The sequence below is a fragment of the Coleofasciculus sp. FACHB-542 genome, from assembly GCF_014695825.1.
Taxonomy (GTDB): Bacteria; Cyanobacteriota; Cyanobacteriia; order Cyanobacteriales; family FACHB-T130; genus FACHB-T130.
Genome location: NZ_JACJPB010000053.1, coordinates 24,749 through 42,393 on the forward strand (window position 1 = coordinate 24,749; position 17,645 = coordinate 42,393).

General features: G+C 47.3%; 17 protein-coding genes and 1 riboswitch. Of the genes, 9 read left to right on the forward strand and 8 right to left on the reverse strand.

What is annotated here, in order from left to right; translation table 11 throughout:
* Nucleotides 1-97 precede the first annotated feature (97 nt).
* Complete coding sequence (locus H6F52_RS22120) at nt 98-766, forward strand: HAS-barrel domain-containing protein (protein ID WP_190411692.1); 669 nt, start codon at nt 98-100, stop codon at nt 764-766.
* A gap of 51 nt (nt 767-817) precedes the next feature.
* Here the strand turns inward: H6F52_RS22120 and H6F52_RS22125 are convergent, their stop codons facing one another.
* Nucleotides 818-997: a hypothetical protein gene (locus tag H6F52_RS22125; RefSeq protein WP_190411691.1), complete on the reverse strand. Its 180-nt coding sequence runs from the start codon at nt 995-997 to the stop codon at nt 818-820.
* 59 nt (nt 998-1,056) lie between these two features.
* On the opposite strand from H6F52_RS22125, the gene H6F52_RS22130 reads away from it, so the two are divergent.
* Nucleotides 1,057-3,174, forward strand: a complete 2,118-nt coding sequence (locus H6F52_RS22130) for a cation:proton antiporter (RefSeq protein WP_190411729.1) — start codon at nt 1,057-1,059, stop codon at nt 3,172-3,174.
* A gap of 127 nt (nt 3,175-3,301) precedes the next feature.
* Here H6F52_RS22130 and H6F52_RS22135 read toward each other — a convergent pair whose 3' ends face one another.
* Together H6F52_RS22135 and H6F52_RS22140 are read right to left on the reverse strand one after the other, a co-directional pair.
* On the reverse strand, nt 3,302-3,760 hold the full coding sequence (locus H6F52_RS22135; protein ID WP_190411690.1) for a hypothetical protein: 459 nt from the start codon (nt 3,758-3,760) through the stop codon (nt 3,302-3,304).
* A gap of 168 nt (nt 3,761-3,928) precedes the next feature.
* Nucleotides 3,929-6,934, reverse strand: coding sequence for a valine--tRNA ligase (locus tag H6F52_RS22140; protein ID WP_190536771.1), 3,006 nt, complete (start codon nt 6,932-6,934; stop codon nt 3,929-3,931).
* Between the two features lie 61 nt (nt 6,935-6,995).
* Here H6F52_RS22140 and H6F52_RS22145 point away from each other — a divergent pair, with 61 nt between their 5' ends.
* A complete protein-coding gene (locus H6F52_RS22145; protein ID WP_190536772.1) occupies nt 6,996-7,421 on the forward strand; it encodes a GxxExxY protein in 426 nt (141 codons plus the stop codon).
* Nucleotides 7,422-7,463: 42 nt separating this feature from the next.
* Entirely contained in the window at nt 7,464-8,528 is a 1,065-nt protein-coding gene (locus H6F52_RS22150; RefSeq protein WP_190536773.1) for an ADP-ribosylglycohydrolase family protein, read from the forward strand.
* 11 nt (nt 8,529-8,539) lie between these two features.
* On the opposite strand, the gene H6F52_RS22155 is transcribed toward H6F52_RS22150, so the two are convergent.
* Both H6F52_RS22155 and H6F52_RS22160 read right to left on the reverse strand, forming a co-directional pair.
* On the reverse strand, nt 8,540-8,743 hold the full coding sequence (locus tag H6F52_RS22155; protein WP_190411686.1) for a hypothetical protein: 204 nt from the start codon (nt 8,741-8,743) through the stop codon (nt 8,540-8,542).
* Between the two features lie 138 nt (nt 8,744-8,881).
* On the reverse strand, nt 8,882-9,994 hold the full coding sequence (locus H6F52_RS22160) for an acyltransferase family protein (RefSeq protein WP_190411685.1): 1,113 nt from the start codon (nt 9,992-9,994) through the stop codon (nt 8,882-8,884).
* Nucleotides 9,995-10,141: 147 nt separating this feature from the next.
* On the opposite strand from H6F52_RS22160, the gene H6F52_RS22165 reads away from it, so the two are divergent.
* From H6F52_RS22165 to sipA, 5 genes are all read left to right on the forward strand, one after another.
* The gene (locus H6F52_RS22165) at nt 10,142-10,315 is read left to right on the forward strand and encodes a hypothetical protein (protein WP_190536774.1); all 174 of its coding nucleotides are present in this window, start codon (nt 10,142-10,144) and stop codon (nt 10,313-10,315) included.
* 139 nt (nt 10,316-10,454) lie between these two features.
* Nucleotides 10,455-10,892: a nucleoside deaminase gene (locus H6F52_RS22170; protein WP_190536775.1), complete on the forward strand. Its 438-nt coding sequence runs from the start codon at nt 10,455-10,457 to the stop codon at nt 10,890-10,892.
* A 680-nt stretch (nt 10,893-11,572) separates the two neighbouring features.
* Nucleotides 11,573-12,289 (forward strand): hypothetical protein, encoded by a 717-nt coding sequence (locus H6F52_RS22175; RefSeq protein WP_190536776.1) that lies wholly within the window; start codon nt 11,573-11,575, stop codon nt 12,287-12,289.
* A gap of 297 nt (nt 12,290-12,586) precedes the next feature.
* Nucleotides 12,587-12,722: riboswitch (cobalamin riboswitch) on the forward strand.
* A 42-nt stretch (nt 12,723-12,764) separates the two neighbouring features.
* Nucleotides 12,765-13,805 carry a sirohydrochlorin chelatase gene (locus H6F52_RS22180; protein ID WP_190536777.1) on the forward strand — a complete coding sequence of 347 codons (1,041 nt, stop codon included), beginning with the start codon at nt 12,765-12,767 and terminating at the stop codon, nt 13,803-13,805.
* Between the two features lie 109 nt (nt 13,806-13,914).
* Nucleotides 13,915-14,223 (forward strand): regulatory protein SipA, encoded by a 309-nt coding sequence (gene sipA / locus H6F52_RS22185; protein WP_190536778.1) that lies wholly within the window; start codon nt 13,915-13,917, stop codon nt 14,221-14,223.
* A gap of 90 nt (nt 14,224-14,313) precedes the next feature.
* Here sipA and H6F52_RS22190 read toward each other — a convergent pair whose 3' ends face one another.
* The 3 genes from H6F52_RS22190 to H6F52_RS22200 form a co-directional block, all read right to left on the reverse strand.
* The gene (locus H6F52_RS22190; RefSeq protein ID WP_190536779.1) at nt 14,314-15,162 is read right to left on the reverse strand and encodes a hypothetical protein; all 849 of its coding nucleotides are present in this window, start codon (nt 15,160-15,162) and stop codon (nt 14,314-14,316) included.
* 277 nt (nt 15,163-15,439) lie between these two features.
* Nucleotides 15,440-16,324, reverse strand: coding sequence for a lysophospholipid acyltransferase family protein (locus tag H6F52_RS22195; RefSeq protein ID WP_347276246.1), 885 nt, complete (start codon nt 16,322-16,324; stop codon nt 15,440-15,442).
* A 305-nt stretch (nt 16,325-16,629) separates the two neighbouring features.
* Entirely contained in the window at nt 16,630-17,637 is a 1,008-nt protein-coding gene (locus tag H6F52_RS22200; protein ID WP_190536780.1) for an endonuclease/exonuclease/phosphatase family protein, read from the reverse strand.
* Nucleotides 17,638-17,645 lie beyond the last annotated feature (8 nt).

The following is a 17,645-nucleotide window of genomic DNA, read 5'->3' on the forward strand; positions in this document are numbered from 1 at the left end:
GGTAATTAGTCATGCTTCAAAGTTCATGGTTTTTACCTAAAGAAACATGAACGACTAATTACCGATTACCCATTACCGATTATCCATTACCAAAAATATGCGACTTCCCCTGCCACAGTTTGCCACAGGCGATCGCCCCGCCAACCATATTGCTGAGGTGATTGAGACGGCAACGACTGAATTCCTGGCACAGTGTCTCGATCCAGAAGACTTGAGCTTCCCTGTCATGCCAGCCTTTGGCAGTTGGGTCAAAGCTACGGATGAAGAGTCGGGAAATCTCGTCTTTGCTGTTGTTTATCATGCGGCGACCAGTCCCATTGATTCCATTCACCGCGCAAGAGCCTTGGGGCTATCATTGCAGGAACTGCGAGAGCAGCAACCCCAAATATTTGCCATGCTGAAAACCGAGTTCCGCGCCGCTATTGTTGGTTTTGAAGCTACCCATCAAGGGGTCAATGGTTCTAAGCGCCTGGGTGGAACGATTTATCAGTACCTGCCGCCTCGTCCGCCGCAAATTCATCAAGCGGTTTACCAGTGCGAACCGGAGGAAATTGTTCACTTCAGCGAACAGATGGATTTCTTAAGAACCTTATTGCAGGTCATGGGTGCGCCGGTGGAGGCGCTGATTGCAGCAGCGATTCGAGAAATTTATCAACTACGCAAGGCTGACCGTGACTGGTTGGTGCAGGCAGGACGGACCCTCAGCGTCCTTCTCAAGGACGACTACGACCGCTTGAGGTATATTTTGAGCCAAATCCGTTTATAGGCAGCCGATGCCCTAGAAACTTAACGCCTAAAAATTAAAGGTGTCTTGTCCTCAAAATATCCGTCCTTCGCGCTTAGGGCGCAAAAACTTCTGTAACTCTACTTCCATTGGGGCACCCCGTAGATCCAAAATATATTCATCTACTGCACCCAGCACCCCTATTTCTTTAGGGTAGGGCGCAAAAAACGGTTTTTCTGTAGGATGTCTCCAGTGATACCACCATGTTTTCAAAAGTCAGCATCGCTGACTTTTGCAAGCATCGCTTCAAACTCATCTCCAAGCCGCTGTTTATGGAACCGATTTTGCATGTGTTCCGAGAGGAACCAATTGTTCCCTTCGCTCTTTTGCTAGTAGTCATCTTGACCGTGCCCATCCTTTTTGAGCGGCTGCGACTGCCAGGACTGGTTGGTTTGCTGGTAGCGGGAGTGGTTCTTGGGCCTAATGGGTTGCAGCTGCTTCAGAAAGAATCAGAGACGATGAAGCTGCTATCAGATATCGGGTTAGTTTACCTGATGTTTGTGGCAGGGCTAGAAGTTGACATTGAGCAGTTCCGCAAAACGAAGCATCGCTCTGCCGGTTTTGGCACGTTTACCTTTTTAGTGCCCCTAATTATGGGAACAATCGTGGGGCGTGTATTCAACTTTGACTGGAACGCTTCAATTTTGATTGGCTCTCTGTTTGCCTCCCATACCCTCTTGGCTTACCCGATTGTGAGCCGTCTTGGCGTAGTAGGGAACGAAGCCGTCACGGTGACAATTGGAGCGACCATCTTCACTGACGTTGGCGCTCTACTGGTATTGGCTGTTTGTGTGGGAATTCATGGGGGTGACTTCACGGTTGTGAAGCTACTCACCCTTTTTGGTTCTTTGATTGTCTACTCTGCCGTCATTTTGTTTGGCTTTGACTGGGCGGGTCGAGAGTTTTTCCGGCGCACTGGGCAAGAAGAAGGCAATCAATTTTTATTTGTACTCTTGGCACTATTTCTCGCATCGTTGGGTGCCCAGCTAATCGGTGTGGAAAAAATTGTCGGAGCTTTCCTTGCCGGTCTGGCGGTGAATGATGTTGTGGGGGAAGGGCAAGTAAAAGAAAAAGTGGTTTTTGTCGGAAGCGTCCTGTTTATCCCCATTTTCTTTGTGGATATGGGGCTACTGATTGATATCCCAGCATTTATTAAAACGCTCAGTTCTATCTGGCTGACGCTAGCGATTGTAGTGGGTTTGATTGGTAGTAAGTTTTTAGCGGCTCTGTTGGCTAAATTTGTCTACCGCTACAACTGGCGCGAGATGCTCGTGATGTGGTCGCTGTCGCTGCCCCAGGTTGCGGCAACGCTGGCTGCTACTCTCGTCGGCTACCGGGTTGGACTACTAACGGAAGAGGTTTTAAACAGCGTTATTGTCTTAATGCTGGTGACGGCAACGCTAGGACCGTTGATTACCAGTCAGTTCGCACCCGGATTAATCGTAACGGAAGCTGAGCCACTAGAGAGCGATAAAACTCGACTGGATGGGGAAAAGGCATCGGCAAGCCATCCTTTTACAGTAGTTGTACCCGTCTACAATCCGCAAACTGAGAAGTATTTGATGGAAATGGCAGCGCTATTGGCGCGGCATGAAGCTGGACGAATTGTGCCTTTAGCGATTACGACAACCAATGCTCAGATGGACGCACCGCAGATGGAAGCTGCGTTCCAACGCAGTGAGATGCTACTTGAGCGAGCCACGGAACTGGCTGGGGAACTGGGTGTGAAAACCGAGCCGTTGCTGCGCCTAGATGACGACATTGCTCGCGGAATTAGCCGCGCTAGCCGCGAACAAAAAGCGAGTTTAATTGTGATGGGCTGGGGCAAACGGACGGGCTTCAGGGCGCGTTTGTTTGGCAATGTGATTGATAGCGTGCTGTGGGCGTCCCATTGTCCAGTTGTGGTGACACGCCTCTTGGATTCACCTATGAATTTTCACCGCATTTTGGTGCCGGTGGAAAACTTGACGGGGCAAGGGACGCAACCGTTACGGTTTGCGAAAATTCTAGCCGATTCCAATCAAGCTCAGGTAACGTTGTTACACGTCTGCAATGCTAGAACTTCGGCTGCTAAGGTAGCGTGGACGCGATCGCAACTGTCTCTTTTAGCCTCAAAGTGGGCACCGGAGACGAACTTTGAGATTGAAGTGATTAAGCATGAGAATGTGGCGCAAGCGATTCTCAATACAGCTCGTTCGTTTGATTTGATTGTATTGCGATCGCTACGATACCGCACTGCGGGCGGTCTGGAAGTTAGCGATATCACGACCCAGCTGGTTCAACATCTCGCTTGCTCTGTGGTGCTGTTAGGGGAGCCGCAACGAACCACCACCGGCGTGCTTCTCCCCAAGCCGTCGCCAAGGGTTGCCAACGATAATGTCTTAACGTGAGTAATTCGTTTCTCACCTCTGCCCCACCCTTTCCTTGTAAGGGGTGGGGTTTGGGGTTTAGGGTTCTTATCTCAGATCCCAGAAGTATTGCCAAGGGTTGCAAACGTCCCCTGATGCGGCGTTCCCTCTAGTTACTGCCTCTCTTTTTTAGGTCTGCTTCTAAGGCTTCTAGTTGCTTCTTCTTCTGTTCGAGTTCTTGTTCTAAAGTTTGAATTTGTTCGCGACGCGCTTCCATTTCCAAATTTTTGCGAGCTAATTCCTGACTTTGTAAAGTAAGGTCTTGCCGCCAGTGTTCAGCACGTTCGGCTTCCTGCTGCAAAAAAGCGGGAGTAATACTACTTGTCAGGTACTGCTGCACTAAATCCAAAACCCAGTTTTTGGCTTCGTGAATACTTAGAATCTGCTGATTTTCGCCAAGGTCTGCCAGAACCAACAAACCTTCGCTTAAGGATGGAATCTCAGCGGCGGGAACGACAGATTCCTTCTCCACCACTGCCCAGATATTGTCAGAGGTTTGCTCAGCTAGGATTCGCAATTCCAGACTGCCCGATGATTCATTTTTTTGCACTTCGGCAAAATATCGCATTGGTATTTTGTCTTTAAATTAATAAAACTGGGCACCCTAACTTTACGGGCGTATTCTACTTTAAACAACCCTTTTCTTCTTCCCTCCCAAGAAGGAGTGTGTAACCCAGAGTGGGATTCGTAGGGGCGAGATATCTTTGCCCCTACGCGATCGCTTCTACAGTCTCTTCTACAGTTGCGCGAGTCGTTCGCGCAGCATTTCTGCCTGTGTCTCGGCTTCGGCAAGGGCATCCCGCGCTCCCTTGACGACATCAGCGGGTGCTTTATCAACAAATTTGGCATTGCTCAAACGTCCCGAAAGGGCTTTTGCTTCTGCTTCAACTTTGTTCAAATTTTTCTCTAACTTGGCACGCAGAGCATCCACATCGACGACACCAGCGAGGGGAATCGAAACTTGCACCGTACCCACGACACCAGCGATCGCTTGTGGCGTATCCGCTTGTGCGGTACTCGCCGGTTCTGGGGGAGAAACGGTGGATGGAGGATTCGTCGCACCAACTTGTTTGGCTTCTGAGACACGGGTTCCGAGAATTTGTTTTGCCACTGTTGCCACCGCAATTACACCAGTGCCCACTAAAAAGAGCAACGGCAGCAACAGTAAAAATGGCAAGAAAATTGGGCTAATTTTAAAGTTGCCTTTTTCGTTGGCAGATACCGCCTGATTGGGTGTTTCGGCAGATGAAGGCGGCTGTTGTGTTTCGGCTGTCCCTGGGATGGTTAATTCTTCCACCTTCGCCAAGTCTTGAATATAAGACTTGCCAGCCAAGAGGATATGCCGTTCGCGATCGCTTTCAGTTTGCAAGATTGCTGACACCTTCACCCCAGGCTTAATATCTGCTTCTGCCCGTAAGTTGCGAATCGTCCGAATTGTGCCAATCAGCAGCTCAAATTGTTGCTCTAAATCCGGGTTAATGAGTGCTGGATCGGATTTGGGATAAGATTCCAACGCTAAGCTTTTGCCTTCATTCGCTTGAGTCAGCGTATGCCAAATTTCCTCGGTAATGTGCGGCATGAAAGGATGGAGTAATTTTAGAATTCCTTCCAGCACATAAGCGAGAGTTTGCTGAGCAACCAACCGCGAGGAAGCGGGGGCGTCTGGGCGCAGGCGAGGTTTGACCAGTTCAATGTACCAGTCGCAGAAATCGCCCCAAAAGAATTCATACAGTCCCTTAGCGGCTTCACCAAGACCATAGTTGTTGATGTAGTCGCCGGTTTGCTGCACTACTTGATGGTAGCGGGAGAGAATCCAGCGATCGCATAGTTCTAAATCTCCTCCGTTATCCGGGACGGTTGGGGTGGGGTTCCCCAATTGTTGCGGTGTCTTGCCATCCAGATTCATCATCACAAACCGGGCAGCATTCCACAATTTGTTCGTGAAATTGCGGCTAGCTTCAACCGAAGCCGATTCATCGGTCTTGCGGTTGTACTCCATCCGGATATCTTGACCCGCCCCAGCCACTTCTTTAATTAAGGTGTAGCGCAGGGCATCGGTGCCGTATTTGTCAATCAGCAATAGCGGATCGATGCCATTGTTGGCAGATTTAGACATTTTCTTGCCGTTCTCATCCAGCACTAAGCCGTGGATGTAAACGTCCTGGAAAGGCATTTGTCCCGTAAAATGCCCCGCCATCATCGTCATTCTGGCAACCCAGAAGAAGATGATGTCAAAGCCTGTCACGAGGGTTGTGGTGGGGTAATAGGTTGTTAAATCTGGCGTCTGTTCGGGCCAACCCAGCGTCGAAAAAGGCCACAAACCAGAAGAGAACCAGGTATCGAGAACATCTGGATCTTGTTCTAACTTGACATTGTCCCCAAATTGTGCAAATGCCTTCTCCCGTGCCTCTGCCTCGGTACGGGCGACAACAAACGGCGTTTCGTCGGTAATTGCGTCGCCTGTTTCACTCACCGCATACCAAGCTGGGATTTGATGTCCCCACCACAGTTGGCGAGAAATACACCAATCTTTTAGTTTTACTAGCCAGTCGCGATAAACCTTCGTCCAGCGTTCTGGGACAAACTCCGGTGAATTCCGATCGTCCAGAAACCCTAGCGCCCGGTCAGCGAGAGGGCGAATTTTGACAAACCACTGAGTTGAGAGGAGGGGTTCGACCGGGACTTTCCCGCGATCGCTATAAGGAACCTTATGCTTATACTCCTCTACTTTCACCAGAACGCCGTCTGCTTCCAGTCGCTGCACCACATTCTTCCGGGCAACAAAGCGGTCTTGCCCCTGAAATTCTCCAGCGTTTTCGTTTAAGGAGCCGTCCTTATTCATGATGTTGATAAACGGCAAAGAGTGACGCTGACCCATTTCAAAGTCATTGGGGTCATGGGCGGGTGTCACCTTCACGCAACCCGTCCCGAAAGCCGGATCGACCAATTCATCGCCAATAATCGGAATTTCTCGCCCCATAATTGGCAGCGTCAGCGTCTTCCCAATCAAATGTTTGTAGCGGTCATCGTTGGGATTCACCGCCACCCCTGTATCGCCCAGCATCGTTTCCGGTCGAGTCGTCGCTACTTCCACATAGCCGCTGCCATCCGTGAGGGGATAGCGGAAGTGCCACAGATGCCCGTTAACTTCTTGATTATCTACCTCCAAGTCAGACACGGCAGATTGACTCGCGGGACACCAGTTCACCAGATAATTGCCGCGATAAATGAGTCCTTCCTCATACATTTGGATAAAAGCTTCCAACACGGCTTTGGATAAGCCTTCATCCATCGTGAAGCGTTCCCGCGTCCAATCCACCGAGACGCCCAAACGCCGCAGCTGATTAACAATGGTTCCCTCAGATTCGGTTTTCCACTGCCAAGCCCGTTCTAAAAACTTCTCGCGTCCCACCTCATGGCGAGTTTTTCCTTCTGCCTTCAGTTGTTTTTCCAGTACAGCGTTCACTGCGATACTGGCGTGGTCGGTTCCCGGTACCCACAGAGTGTTGCGTCCCTTCATTCGGTGGTAGCGCACGAGGGTGTCAATTAGGGAACTCTCAAAGGCGTGTCCCATGTGCAAGCTACCCGTGACGTTGGGTGGCGGAATCACGATGCAGTAAGGTTCGCCTGGATGATTCGGGTCGGCTTTGAAGACTTGGTTTTCTTCCCAGAACTTCTGCCACTTGGTTTCTGTCGTAGTGGGGTCGTATTGGCTGGCGAGGGCGGGGATTGTTGCGGTCATGCTGGGAAGAATAAATGAAGACGGCTTTACATAAATTTTGCCATACGGTAGGGAAGGGTATATGAGAACGAACCGCCAAGACGCCAAGGACGCCAAGAAAAGAGAGCCAAGTGAGGAGGTGGATAAACTTGCGTATGCTGTGATAGGTGCGGCGATGGAGGTGCATCGAGTGCTGGGGCCGGGATTTTTGGAGTCTGTGTATCAGGAGGCGTTAGAGGTAGAGTTTCGGTTGCGGGGAATATTTTCTAAACCTCAGAAAACGCTAGCTGTGACCTATAAAGGTCATCAAGTGGGTGAAGGCAGATTAGATTTTCTGGTTGGTGATGTCCTAATTGTTGAATTGAAAGCTGTTCAAAACCTAGATCCTATTCACCAAGCCCAAGTCCTCTCCTACCTTAAAATGACCAACTATCCCCTTGCCCTGCTCATCAACTTTAACGTCTCCCTCCTCAAAGACGGCATCCGCCGCATCGTTCTCTCTTCCTAACTCTCTCTGCGTCCTCTGCGTCCTTGGCGGTTCGTTAATCCCATGCCCCTTCAAAAAGCAGATGCAATCATTGGCTGTATACTTGGAACTGCTGTAGGTGACGCCATCGGACTCCCTTACGAAGGCTTATCAAAACAACGGCAACATCGCCTTTATCCTCAAATAAACAGCCACCATTTCTTCTTTGGTAAAGGCATGGTTTCCGATGATACGGAACACACCTGCATGGTTGCCCAGGCTTTAATCGTTGCAGACGGGGATGTCCAGATATTTGCGAAACAACTGGCTTGGAAATTGCGCTTCTGGCTACTGGGTCTACCAGCAGGGATCGGATACGCTACCTTAAAAGCTATTTTGAGGCTATGGGTAGGATTTCCCTGCGAGCGCGCTGGTGTTTTCTCCGCCGGAAATGGCCCCGCGATGAGAAGCGCAATTATTGGTGTCTGTTATGGGGACGACATCCAAAAATTACGCGAGTTCGTCAGAATATCCACCCACATCACCCATACCGATCCTAAAGCAGAATATGGGGCTTTGGCGGTAGCGATCGCATCCTATCTTTCCAGCCACCAATCCTCTGTTTTGCCCCAAGATTACTATCGCACTCTTGAAAAAATCCTAGGGGCAGAGGCTGGTGAATTCTTGCAGCTAATTAAAAAAGCTTGCGACAGTGCAGATGCCCAAGAAAGTACAGAATCCTTTACCGCTCACATGGGGGTGGGCACAGGCGTCACTGGCTATATTTATCACACTGTGCCAGTGGTAATTTATGCCTGGTTGAGATCTCAGCAAGATTATCGAACCGCCATCCTAGAAATCATTCATTGCGGCGGGGACACAGACACCACAGCAGCAATTTTAGGCGGAATTATCGGGGCTTCTGTAGGCAAAATCGGCATTCCCTCCGTGTGGCTTGATGGTCTCTGGGAAATGCCGAGAAATATTACTTGGATGGAAAGATTGGGAAGCAGATTAACTGAGGTTTCTGAGCGAGGTGTAGGGCAACGACCCTTGTTTCTGCCTTTGTCTGGTCTTTTCCTGAGGAATCTGTTTTTCATGCTTGTGGTGATCTTGCATGGATTCCGTAGGTTATTACCACCCTATTGAGTAGGATTCACTTATTCCCCTAGTTTTAGCAAACCATGCCGGACACCATAAAATAGCCGATTGAGCATGGTTTGTTCTTCTTCATCCAGCCAATCTTTAGTGAGCAGGACAGTTTGCAGCTGGTACTGGTTCACAGGAGTAATCCGGCGGGAGACGAATATCTGAGCAACTAGATCCTCGATAGTCACTTGGGTCGGAAAAAACTCAGCTGTCATGGTCAGATCAAGAATTTGATATCTCTACTCTCAGCTTTTTCCGAACCATCCCCAGTGATGCAAGCTAGAAAAAATTGTGACAACACCTTAATAACTAAGTGATCCCGGTCATTTCTGGAGTCATGAGGAAGTGCTGTCTCAGATTTTCAAAAACCACTTTTGGCGATACATTGCGTACAGAATCGCCCACCAGAACAGCAATGTCACGATGGCGAACAATAAAGAGGCGTTCATCGCTCCCGCCCAAGACACAAAGGCATTCTCATAGATCCAGTTATAAGTAGTTGGGGCGGTTTCGCCGGTTCCAACGTGGGTTTTAGCCAGGATTTTAATCAGCACAACTGAGGCGACGAACGCGAAGATAGCGTTTAACCCCATAACTTCAAACGGCTTTCCCCATCGACGGAACTTCCGCACTTCCATCAATTCATAACAAGCTGCCAGCAACAGCAACGCCCAACCAGTTGTGAAAAGCACAAAAGAACTCGTCCACAGTTTCTTGTTGATGGGAAACGTTAACCCCCACGCCCATCCAGCGACTAGGCAAGCAATGCCAAACAAAACCAAGCCGATACTGGTGCGTGACTGTACTGGTTGGGTGCGTATCCAGTCAACCGTAAAGTAGCCGGTGAGGACGGTGACAACTGCTGGAAGAGTGCTGAAAAGACCTTCAGGATCTCCCATTGAGTTGAAATTATCTCCCTTATACAGATGCGCTGTGCCAATAATCAGGCGGTCAATATAAGCGCCAAAATTCCCTTCCCTCGTTAAGACACCAGCTCCATAATCGGGAACCGGGATCAAAGACATCGCCATCCAGTACCCAATGAGTAGCAGTGCTGCGAGTACCCACTGTCCTTTGCGTGGCACGTTAAGAACTATCAGAGCAGCCACCAGGTAGGCAAGGCTAATCCGCTGCAAGACGCCCATGATGCGGATGGAGCTGAAGTCATAATTCCAGAAGCCGTTCAGCAGCAAACCAAGAATAAAAAGAATCGCCGCTCGGCGTAAAATTTGTCTATAAACATCGGCACTAGGGGGGTTCCCTTCCGCGTATTTGGAAAGGGAAAAGGTCATTGCCCCGCCGACAATAAATAGAAAGAAGGGAAATACCAAGTCTGCCAAGGTGCAGCCGTGCCATTCTGCGTGTTCCAGGAAAGGATATACTTGGTCGGCAACTCCCGCCTGATTAACTAAAATCATTCCCGCAATGGCAATACCTCGAAATACATCGAGCGAAGTCAAGCGCATAGTAGAGTTTCCAGAAGCAAGACATTAATAAATAACAGAGTGATAGGCATCACTCTATCGAACGAAGACGTTCATCTTGTCGCTTAGAGTAACATCACGGGGAAGGAAATCAAAATAATTCTCGATTAATTAAAGAGTTGTAGGAGCATGATGCTAGCTCTAGCCGTTCAAGCTTATACTAGGGTCACGAAACTGCTGGATAAAATTTTGGTATCGCGAATTACTCGTACTGACCCGCAACAACTAAGCGCGGCGTTGTTGCAGGCTTTGCTGAAGGAAACCAAACATATTCTGATTGCTAGAATAATTTACTGTGGTTGATATAGATTAATAATGTTAAAAATTCAAGCAATTGTTTTTCAGCATTTTATCAGTTTATTTAAGGATGATAATTTATAGACTTATTTTAAAATAGGATAAGATAAGTCTCATCTAGAATTTTTTTTGGCGCAGGAGTTGGATGAAAACAGAAAAATTTATGAAGATAGCCCTGGAAGAAGCAAAGCTAGGAGATGCTCCCTACGGTGCAGTAATTGTTAAAGATAATCAAGTAATTATTAAAGCACACAATACTGTGGAAACGGATAATGACCCAACTGCCCATGCAGAACTTAACGCGATTCGTTGTTTAACAAAAGAAATGAAAAATCCTTCTTTAGAAGGTTATACCTTGTACACAACTTGCGAACCGTGCCCAATGTGTACAACAGCTTGTATATGGGCAGGGATATCTGAAATTATATTTGGAGCTTCCATTCAAGACTTGATTGAGGCTGGTGTTTCCCAGCTTGACTTATCTAGTGAAGAAATTATTAGAAAAGGGTTTAAGAAAATAAAAGTGACCAAAGGAATTCTAAAAGAAGAAGCTTTACAATTATTCAATCATTCATGCGGCTAGGTTTATTGGGTAAAGGCAGCTTAGCCGAGGTGTGAAAATTCTTGTGACACGCTTACCCACTGATGATACCCCTTAAAAAGGGGACTTTGAGTGGTTCGGTTCCTTCCTCTTTAAGCTTCCCTAAGGCAGGGTGGTTTCATTTATTAAAAGAAAATTATGTAGCGTTGATTTTGGTTGGCGGTAGGGGCTTTTTGATTGCCATGCCCCTACAAAATGTCGCAATGCCTCGATATTTTCTAAGGGTTGTATGAAACCACCCTGCTTTTTAAACTTCCTTAGGGGGAGCGGATACTCTCGGATATTAGGAGGGACATCCTCTTCCGCAGGATTTCGTTAACGTGCCACTTCAGCGGCAATTAAAGGTAAAAATTCCGGTTTTCTAAACCTTAATTCAGCTCATTTAGAAAGCATATCAATTGGCAAACCCTCTTCTGTCCTTGCGAAGGTAACAGAAGAGGGTTCGCTGTGGAAAATAAAGAAAAATTAAATGGGGTGGTTCCGTCTAGGAGGAAGCGTTTCCGAAGAACCGATATTTCTTTTAAAGTCAATTCGTATTTTCCCTGAAATAAAGATGTAAAAGTTATTAAGTTCACAATTTTATTAATTTGACTTTATTATAACTTTATTTAAATAAACGTATTCTGGTTTTAGTGAGCAAAGCATCTACAAAATAACAAGTTATGAAAAAGCTTTTGATGTTGGTAGCGATCGCGCTGTTCGTTCCATTCTTTGGCCAGCGCTCCGAAGCCGCCACGATGCTTAAGGTGTCGCAAGAATCTAAACCAGGTTTGGGTGACTTTGATAGTAATATCTTGGGGTTTGTTGAAGCTTTCAGTACAAATACAACAGCAGCCAATTACTACCAGTATAGCAAAGGTTATAATTCATCCTTTAGTAACCCAGCCCTGAGTTTAACGGCTAAGCAATCTCACCTTTTTTTTGTAGATGCTATTGATGGGCTGTCACTGTTCATCGTTCATTCTAAGCCGGGTAATCTAACAGGTGGAGCAGCTAAAATGAGCTTTAACTTGTTGGGAGATACGGCGGAATTAAAAATTGTTGACGATTTAGGTGAGGCAACTGCAAATTCCACTGGCAGCCTCTTTATTTCAAATCAGGGTTGGGGAGCTTGTTGCACTGATGGTTTAGCCATTGGTTCGCTTGACAGCAATTGGGAAATGTTAGTGCAATTTACTGTACCGCCTAGAGAGTTGAACCGCTGGCAAGTGTATTCTTCATCAACCTTGGCAAATATTTCACTCTCGATGCAAACAGGGCGTCGAGTAAAATTAAACGTTGCACCCGTATCTACACCCGAGCCTTCAAGCATGACTTCCTTAGTTTTTGCCGGGTTAGCACTGGCTGTGCATCGTCGCACTCAGGGCGGTATTTTGTAATGGATAATTTGTATTTTTTATCAGACTTCTAGGTATGGGGTTATCTTTATCTTTATACAGTCAGCAATGGTTTGGATTGATAAGGTTCTATAAGCTACAAAAAACGGGAGCATCCCGCTTTTGTAAAAAAGCCACAAACGGTCAATCAATTCTAGAGTTGCCCGATCGAGCGTCAAACTTGCGAATGATACTCGATAAAGTGGGGAAAATTTTCCTTCAGTTTTGATGGGGCATCAAAAACTGGCATCTGGAGAGTCTTGGGAATACCCCCTCCCCCTGGATTTTGAGCTGCGACCGGATCGGCTAAGATATCAAGGCACACGTAAAGGGTAACAACGTGGGGAAACGCCGGTGCAAATCCGGGGCTGTGCGGCAGCTGTAAACGAGGTGACTCTCGGAAGCCAGAATGCCTACTTAGTACTACCTTCATACAGTCTAACTTCCTGCCTTGCACGGGAAAGGAGCAATCAAATTGATGCCTAGTATAAATTCAACCGATCTGATGGGACTGCAATCCCCTACTCCCCAGTCGATTCAATTGCCGCCGCTACCTTTGCGTCGTCCGTTGTTGATGGTTGGTCATGGCACCAAAGATGAGGATGGACGGCAGAGTCTTCTAGATTTTGCCGATGCGTATCAAGCGTTAGACCCGTCGCGTCCTGTTTTACCTTGTTTTCTAGAACTCACTACCCCCACGATACAGGAGGGGGTGGATCGCTGTGTAGAAGAGGGTTACACGGAACTCTCTGTATTGCCGATTTTGCTATTTGCAGCTCGACACAATAAGTTTGATGTTACGAATGAGTTAGACCGGGCAAGGGTTAGACATCCCCAGGTGAAGTTTTACTATGGGCGTCATTTTGGGATTACGCCAGGGATTTTGGATTTGTGGCGATCGCGTCTTTCGGAATTAGACCAACCCCAGTACAATCGCTCAGAAACGGTTCTGCTCTTTGTCGGTCGGGGTTCCAGCGATCCTGATGCGAACAGCGATGTTTATAAGCTTGCCCGGATTCTGTGGGAAGGTAGCGGCTACGCCACCGTTGAAACTTGCTTTATCGGCATTACCCATCCTCGCCTAGAAGAAGGGTTCCGCCGTGCTAGACTCTACGAGCCTAAACGCATTATCGTCCTACCGTACTTCCTATTTACCGGCGTCTTAGTTAAAAAGATTTTCGACATCACGGCGCAACAACAGGAGCAATACCCGGATATTTCCATGACTTGCCTACCAGAAATGGGCATTCACCCTCAGTTGTTGTCTGTATTAAGAGAACGAGAAATTGAGACACAGTTGGGGCAAGTGCAAATGAATTGCGAAATGTGCAAATTCAGGATAGCAGCCAATAGCAACAGTAAGGGGCACACTCCCGCCCACGATCATTCTCATCATGGGCATGGACATGGGCATGGGCATGGGCATGGGCACGGGCATGGTCACGATCATGCTCACCCTGCTGAAGATCCATACAGAAATGTAGAGCAATATCACCAAAAGATTTGGCAAGCGCCTTGAATATTTGATAAGTAGTCATTAGTCAGTTGTTATTAGTCATTGGTGTCACTCGCAAAGAACTTAGAACTAATGACTACTGACACCCAACTACTTCATTACCTAAAAACTGATGTCTAAAGAATTTGTAATTGGTGAGCGAGTCCGTGTGGTAACGTTGCCGCCTTACGTTAAAACAGCGGAACCGATGCCGATGCTGCGTCCTCCTGATGTGATTCAGCTTGGGGAAGAGGGGGTCGTTGTTGACCGGCGTCCAGGGGGATATTGGAGCGTCCGCTTTGCCAGAGGAGTTTTTTTGCTGGATAGCCAGTTTATAGAGTCTGTGCAGGCAATCGCTGATACCGAATCAGAGACAGAGGCAACTGATGTGCGATCGCACAATGTACTACCGGAGCAAAAATATATCGTTGACCCCAGCTGAGCCAGAGGCGATCGCGTGTCTTCAAAGCGAGGCGTTCGCCTAGCGCTGACTTGTCAGTTCGCACCTCAACAATCGCTAACCCCGATTAAATTACTTCCGCTTTTTCTGGTTTTTCTTGCGTGACTCCTTGGACATCTTTTTTTTAGACTTGGCTTTGGGATCGCTCTTGCCAGGGCGAAAGCCTTTTGCTTCCTGAGAAATTGATGAACCCGTGAAGCCAGGATCGCTGACCCCCTTTCTTTGAAAGCTCTGGTTAAATTCTTTCTTCGGTAATTCTTCAGGCGACTTCAAGCCCAATCCCACCTGCACATCATCCCAGTCTCCTACCAAGAAACGATCCACGGTATCAGCAGCAAAGACACGCTCTATCAGCGGCGCGGACTCTACCGCCTTCAGATCGACCAGGGAACCTATGAGAAAGCTATTCAATTCTGAGCCGTTTTCTGCAAACGATTCTAGTTGATGGGTGAGAATCGCAACACACTCAGGACGAGCCTCAGGATGATCGATTGCAATGTCTTCCAGACAGTTAAGAGCCGTTGTGCGGGGGAATATCGCCTGAGAGGTATCCGCTAGATAAGCCGCCAGAGCCGGAATCGCGGCTTGCCCGATCATGCTATAGACTAATGGCAGTTCTTCGGCAATCCATTCCCAATAGTTGCTTTCCTCTTTCTCAAACAAGCCCATGAGCGGCTCAATGCCAGCCTCAGCGCGGAGTTGGCCCAATGCTCTCCAGGCATGAATGGGTGCCCAGGATTCGAGCGTGTCTTCATCATCCCGGTATAACTCGTTGTCTGTTGCCATGCGGATCAAGTTAGGAATGTCCGTGGGGGCAATACCGAGTTCCAGATAGTCAGGCCAATTGTCAAAGTCCATCTCGGCGCAATTGCCATAGGTGAGCAGCTGGTTTACTGGTGGTGCATAACTCTCTATGCTCATCTCAACCCCTTTGTTTTCATCTCGATTGCTTCTCCCTAGATTCACTTGAGCTTTGGCACCCTCAAGTCCTCATCTCTATCACGATACCGAGGATGAATCAATATAGATAATTAGTCGCGGGATAGCGAAGCAACGTTACTCTCAAGCGTGCTTCGCCTTCATTAATTCACCGCTACTAGGTGAAAAAGTGAGTTGGGAGGGGAAGATCCCCGGTGCGATCGCCCTCTTGTATTCTTTTCTTTGGGTTCTTTGCAGTTGGTTTAGTTCCTGTGCCTTTTTAGGGTGCGGATGATTGCCTCGCGCTAACTTCTAGAACTAAACGGTCTAGTGCAAGTTGCATCTGGGTACAAACTTTTTCATAGCAAGCATTCACATAAGCGCGATCGCTCGCTGCTGCACGACCATAGCGTTCAAACACAATTGGGGCTAGGACGCGGGTATGAATTTGCACTGGTAGCGGAAAATTCGGGATCGGGCCAATTGCCACTCCCCAAGGCAACCCTAAATAAAGTGGAAATACACCCGTCTCAGCATCTAACTTCCAGGGAAAGCCCCATTCATGCAGTTGTCGCACTTGCTGGTAGAAATCGGCTAGAACAATCAGCGTCTCGTGGGCACCATGAGAAATAATCGGTACAATTGGCGCTTCTTCCCGCAGTGCCAGTTTGATAAATCCCTTACGCCCTGCTAGATGAATTTGATAACGCTGGTTGTAAGGACGAAACATATCTTCAGCCCCGCCAGGATAGACGAGTACGGCAGCACCTCGCTGGAGGGCAGCGATCGCTACTTTCGGATGCGCGATCAGCGCCCCTACCTGGGCAGCTGGCACCGCGAAGATAGGAGTTTTCCAAGCTGACGGATGCATGAGTCCATAAGCTAAGCGTTCGTAGCCAAACCGGCGGAACCAGTCATACAAAAACATCGAAGTATCGGGCGAAGCCAAACCTCCATTATGGGAACCGACAACCAGCACCTTCCCTTCGGGGGGCATATGATGCCAGCCATCCGTTTGAACCCGAAAATAGTGGCGGTAGAACCATTCCCATACCGGCATCCAAGCTTTAATCACATCGGGATTTCGCTCTTCTAGCGACCAACCATCAAACTGATGACCGGCGGTTTTGCCGTCACTGCCTCTGCTACCCGTAGAAACATTAATATTGTCAAACAATGGTTCTTAACCACCCGAAACTCATAAATTGCGTTCTTTAGGATAATCTGCTGCCGAGTCTATTGGCAAACATTTTCCCTTTTTCTAGCGATCGTTTCCCAATCTTTTTCGGTTGAGGCTCGATCCCCAAACCCTGATTAACAAAAGGGGCAAATTTCCTCCCTTTTAAGGGGCTAGGGAAGGGATTTCTAAGGAGCGAACACCACTAAGGGGACGTATTGCATTACTTGCGCTCTCAGTTTACCTATCTTGCCCTCATTTCTACCTTTTGTGTTGTTTGCGCCTGGAGTGGTTCATTTCTTTTCTGGAATTACCAAGTCTGCAATTAAAGGTCGGTGGTCTGAACCAACATTCGGCCCAGTGCGAATATTCTTGACTTTAATTTCTGGACTGATTAAACAATGATCGATAGGAATGGATAAAGCAAAAGAGAAACGTGGGAGAGTTTGAGAATAAGAAGCTTTCATAGGCCAACTCGGTAGAATTCCAAATCCTTTCTGGGCATTATGCAGCCCAGTTTTATTGATAAATCTTTTGTAATAAGGAGACCACATAGTTATATTTAAATCCCCAACCATTACAACTGGGGTTTTCAATTTTTGTATATATTGGCTGATTTTGTCTAGCTGTTGATTCCGAGAATGAAAGAAGGTAGGTTTGACGGGCGGTAGCGGATGAGTGGCAATCAGGGTAATCAATTGTCCGTTCATCGTAAAGTTGCCAACAATACTATTATTTTTATCTGTCCCAAAAAGATTGATAGAAGCGTTGGTGAGAGGCTGCTTGCTATAAACGGCGATACCTAGATTATAAGGATTAGGTTTTTTGATGGAGTAGGGAAGAATATCAAGAACAGAATCTAATTGTTTTATCCAAGCGTCGTTAACTTCTAAAAAGACAGCAATTTCTGGTTTTTCTTTTCTAACGACAGATAATATTTTTGAATAGCTTTTATTTTGCGTATTCAGATTTGAGCTTAAAATTCGGATAGATTCAATATTATTCCCCGGTTTTGGCGATAGAGAAATATACCAAGGGAGTATCTCGGCCAAAAGTAGAGAAATACAAAATAGGCTAATCAAGATTAAGAGTTTTTTGCGAGTCAGTAAGAGTAAGGCAAATAACACTAACCCTACAATGAGATATTGCAGTTTAAAGTGAGAAAGCTGTTCTAAAAAGATATTCCAGCCAACTAAGCTAAGCAAAGAAAGCAGCGTTATCCCCAAAATCCCCAAGAATAATAAATAGGGAATTAGCTTGATGAAGAGATGGTTGTGGGAATTTTTATTCAGCGATCGCATACACAGTG

Coding starts and splice junctions, on each gene's coding strand:
- H6F52_RS22120 (WP_190411692.1), top strand. CDS start 98: ATGCGACTTCCCCTGCCACAGTTTGCCACAGGCGATCGCCCCGCCAAC.
- H6F52_RS22130 (WP_190411729.1), top strand. CDS start 1,057: ATGGAACCGATTTTGCATGTGTTCCGAGAGGAACCAATTGTTCCCTTC.
- H6F52_RS22135 (WP_190411690.1), bottom strand. CDS start 3,760: ATGCGATATTTTGCCGAAGTGCAAAAAAATGAATCATCGGGCAGTCTG.
- H6F52_RS22140 (WP_190536771.1), bottom strand. CDS start 6,934: ATGACCGCAACAATCCCCGCCCTCGCCAGCCAATACGACCCCACTACG.
- H6F52_RS22145 (WP_190536772.1), top strand. CDS start 6,996: ATGAGAACGAACCGCCAAGACGCCAAGGACGCCAAGAAAAGAGAGCCA.
- H6F52_RS22150 (WP_190536773.1), top strand. CDS start 7,464: ATGCCCCTTCAAAAAGCAGATGCAATCATTGGCTGTATACTTGGAACT.
- H6F52_RS22155 (WP_190411686.1), bottom strand. CDS start 8,743: ATGACAGCTGAGTTTTTTCCGACCCAAGTGACTATCGAGGATCTAGTT.
- H6F52_RS22160 (WP_190411685.1), bottom strand. CDS start 9,994: ATGCGCTTGACTTCGCTCGATGTATTTCGAGGTATTGCCATTGCGGGA.
- H6F52_RS22165 (WP_190536774.1), top strand. CDS start 10,142: ATGATGCTAGCTCTAGCCGTTCAAGCTTATACTAGGGTCACGAAACTG.
- H6F52_RS22170 (WP_190536775.1), top strand. CDS start 10,455: ATGAAAACAGAAAAATTTATGAAGATAGCCCTGGAAGAAGCAAAGCTA.
- H6F52_RS22175 (WP_190536776.1), top strand. CDS start 11,573: ATGAAAAAGCTTTTGATGTTGGTAGCGATCGCGCTGTTCGTTCCATTC.
- H6F52_RS22180 (WP_190536777.1), top strand. CDS start 12,765: ATGCCTAGTATAAATTCAACCGATCTGATGGGACTGCAATCCCCTACT.
- sipA (WP_190536778.1), top strand. CDS start 13,915: ATGTCTAAAGAATTTGTAATTGGTGAGCGAGTCCGTGTGGTAACGTTG.
- H6F52_RS22190 (WP_190536779.1), bottom strand. CDS start 15,162: ATGAGCATAGAGAGTTATGCACCACCAGTAAACCAGCTGCTCACCTAT.
- H6F52_RS22200 (WP_190536780.1), bottom strand. CDS start 17,637: ATGCGATCGCTGAATAAAAATTCCCACAACCATCTCTTCATCAAGCTA.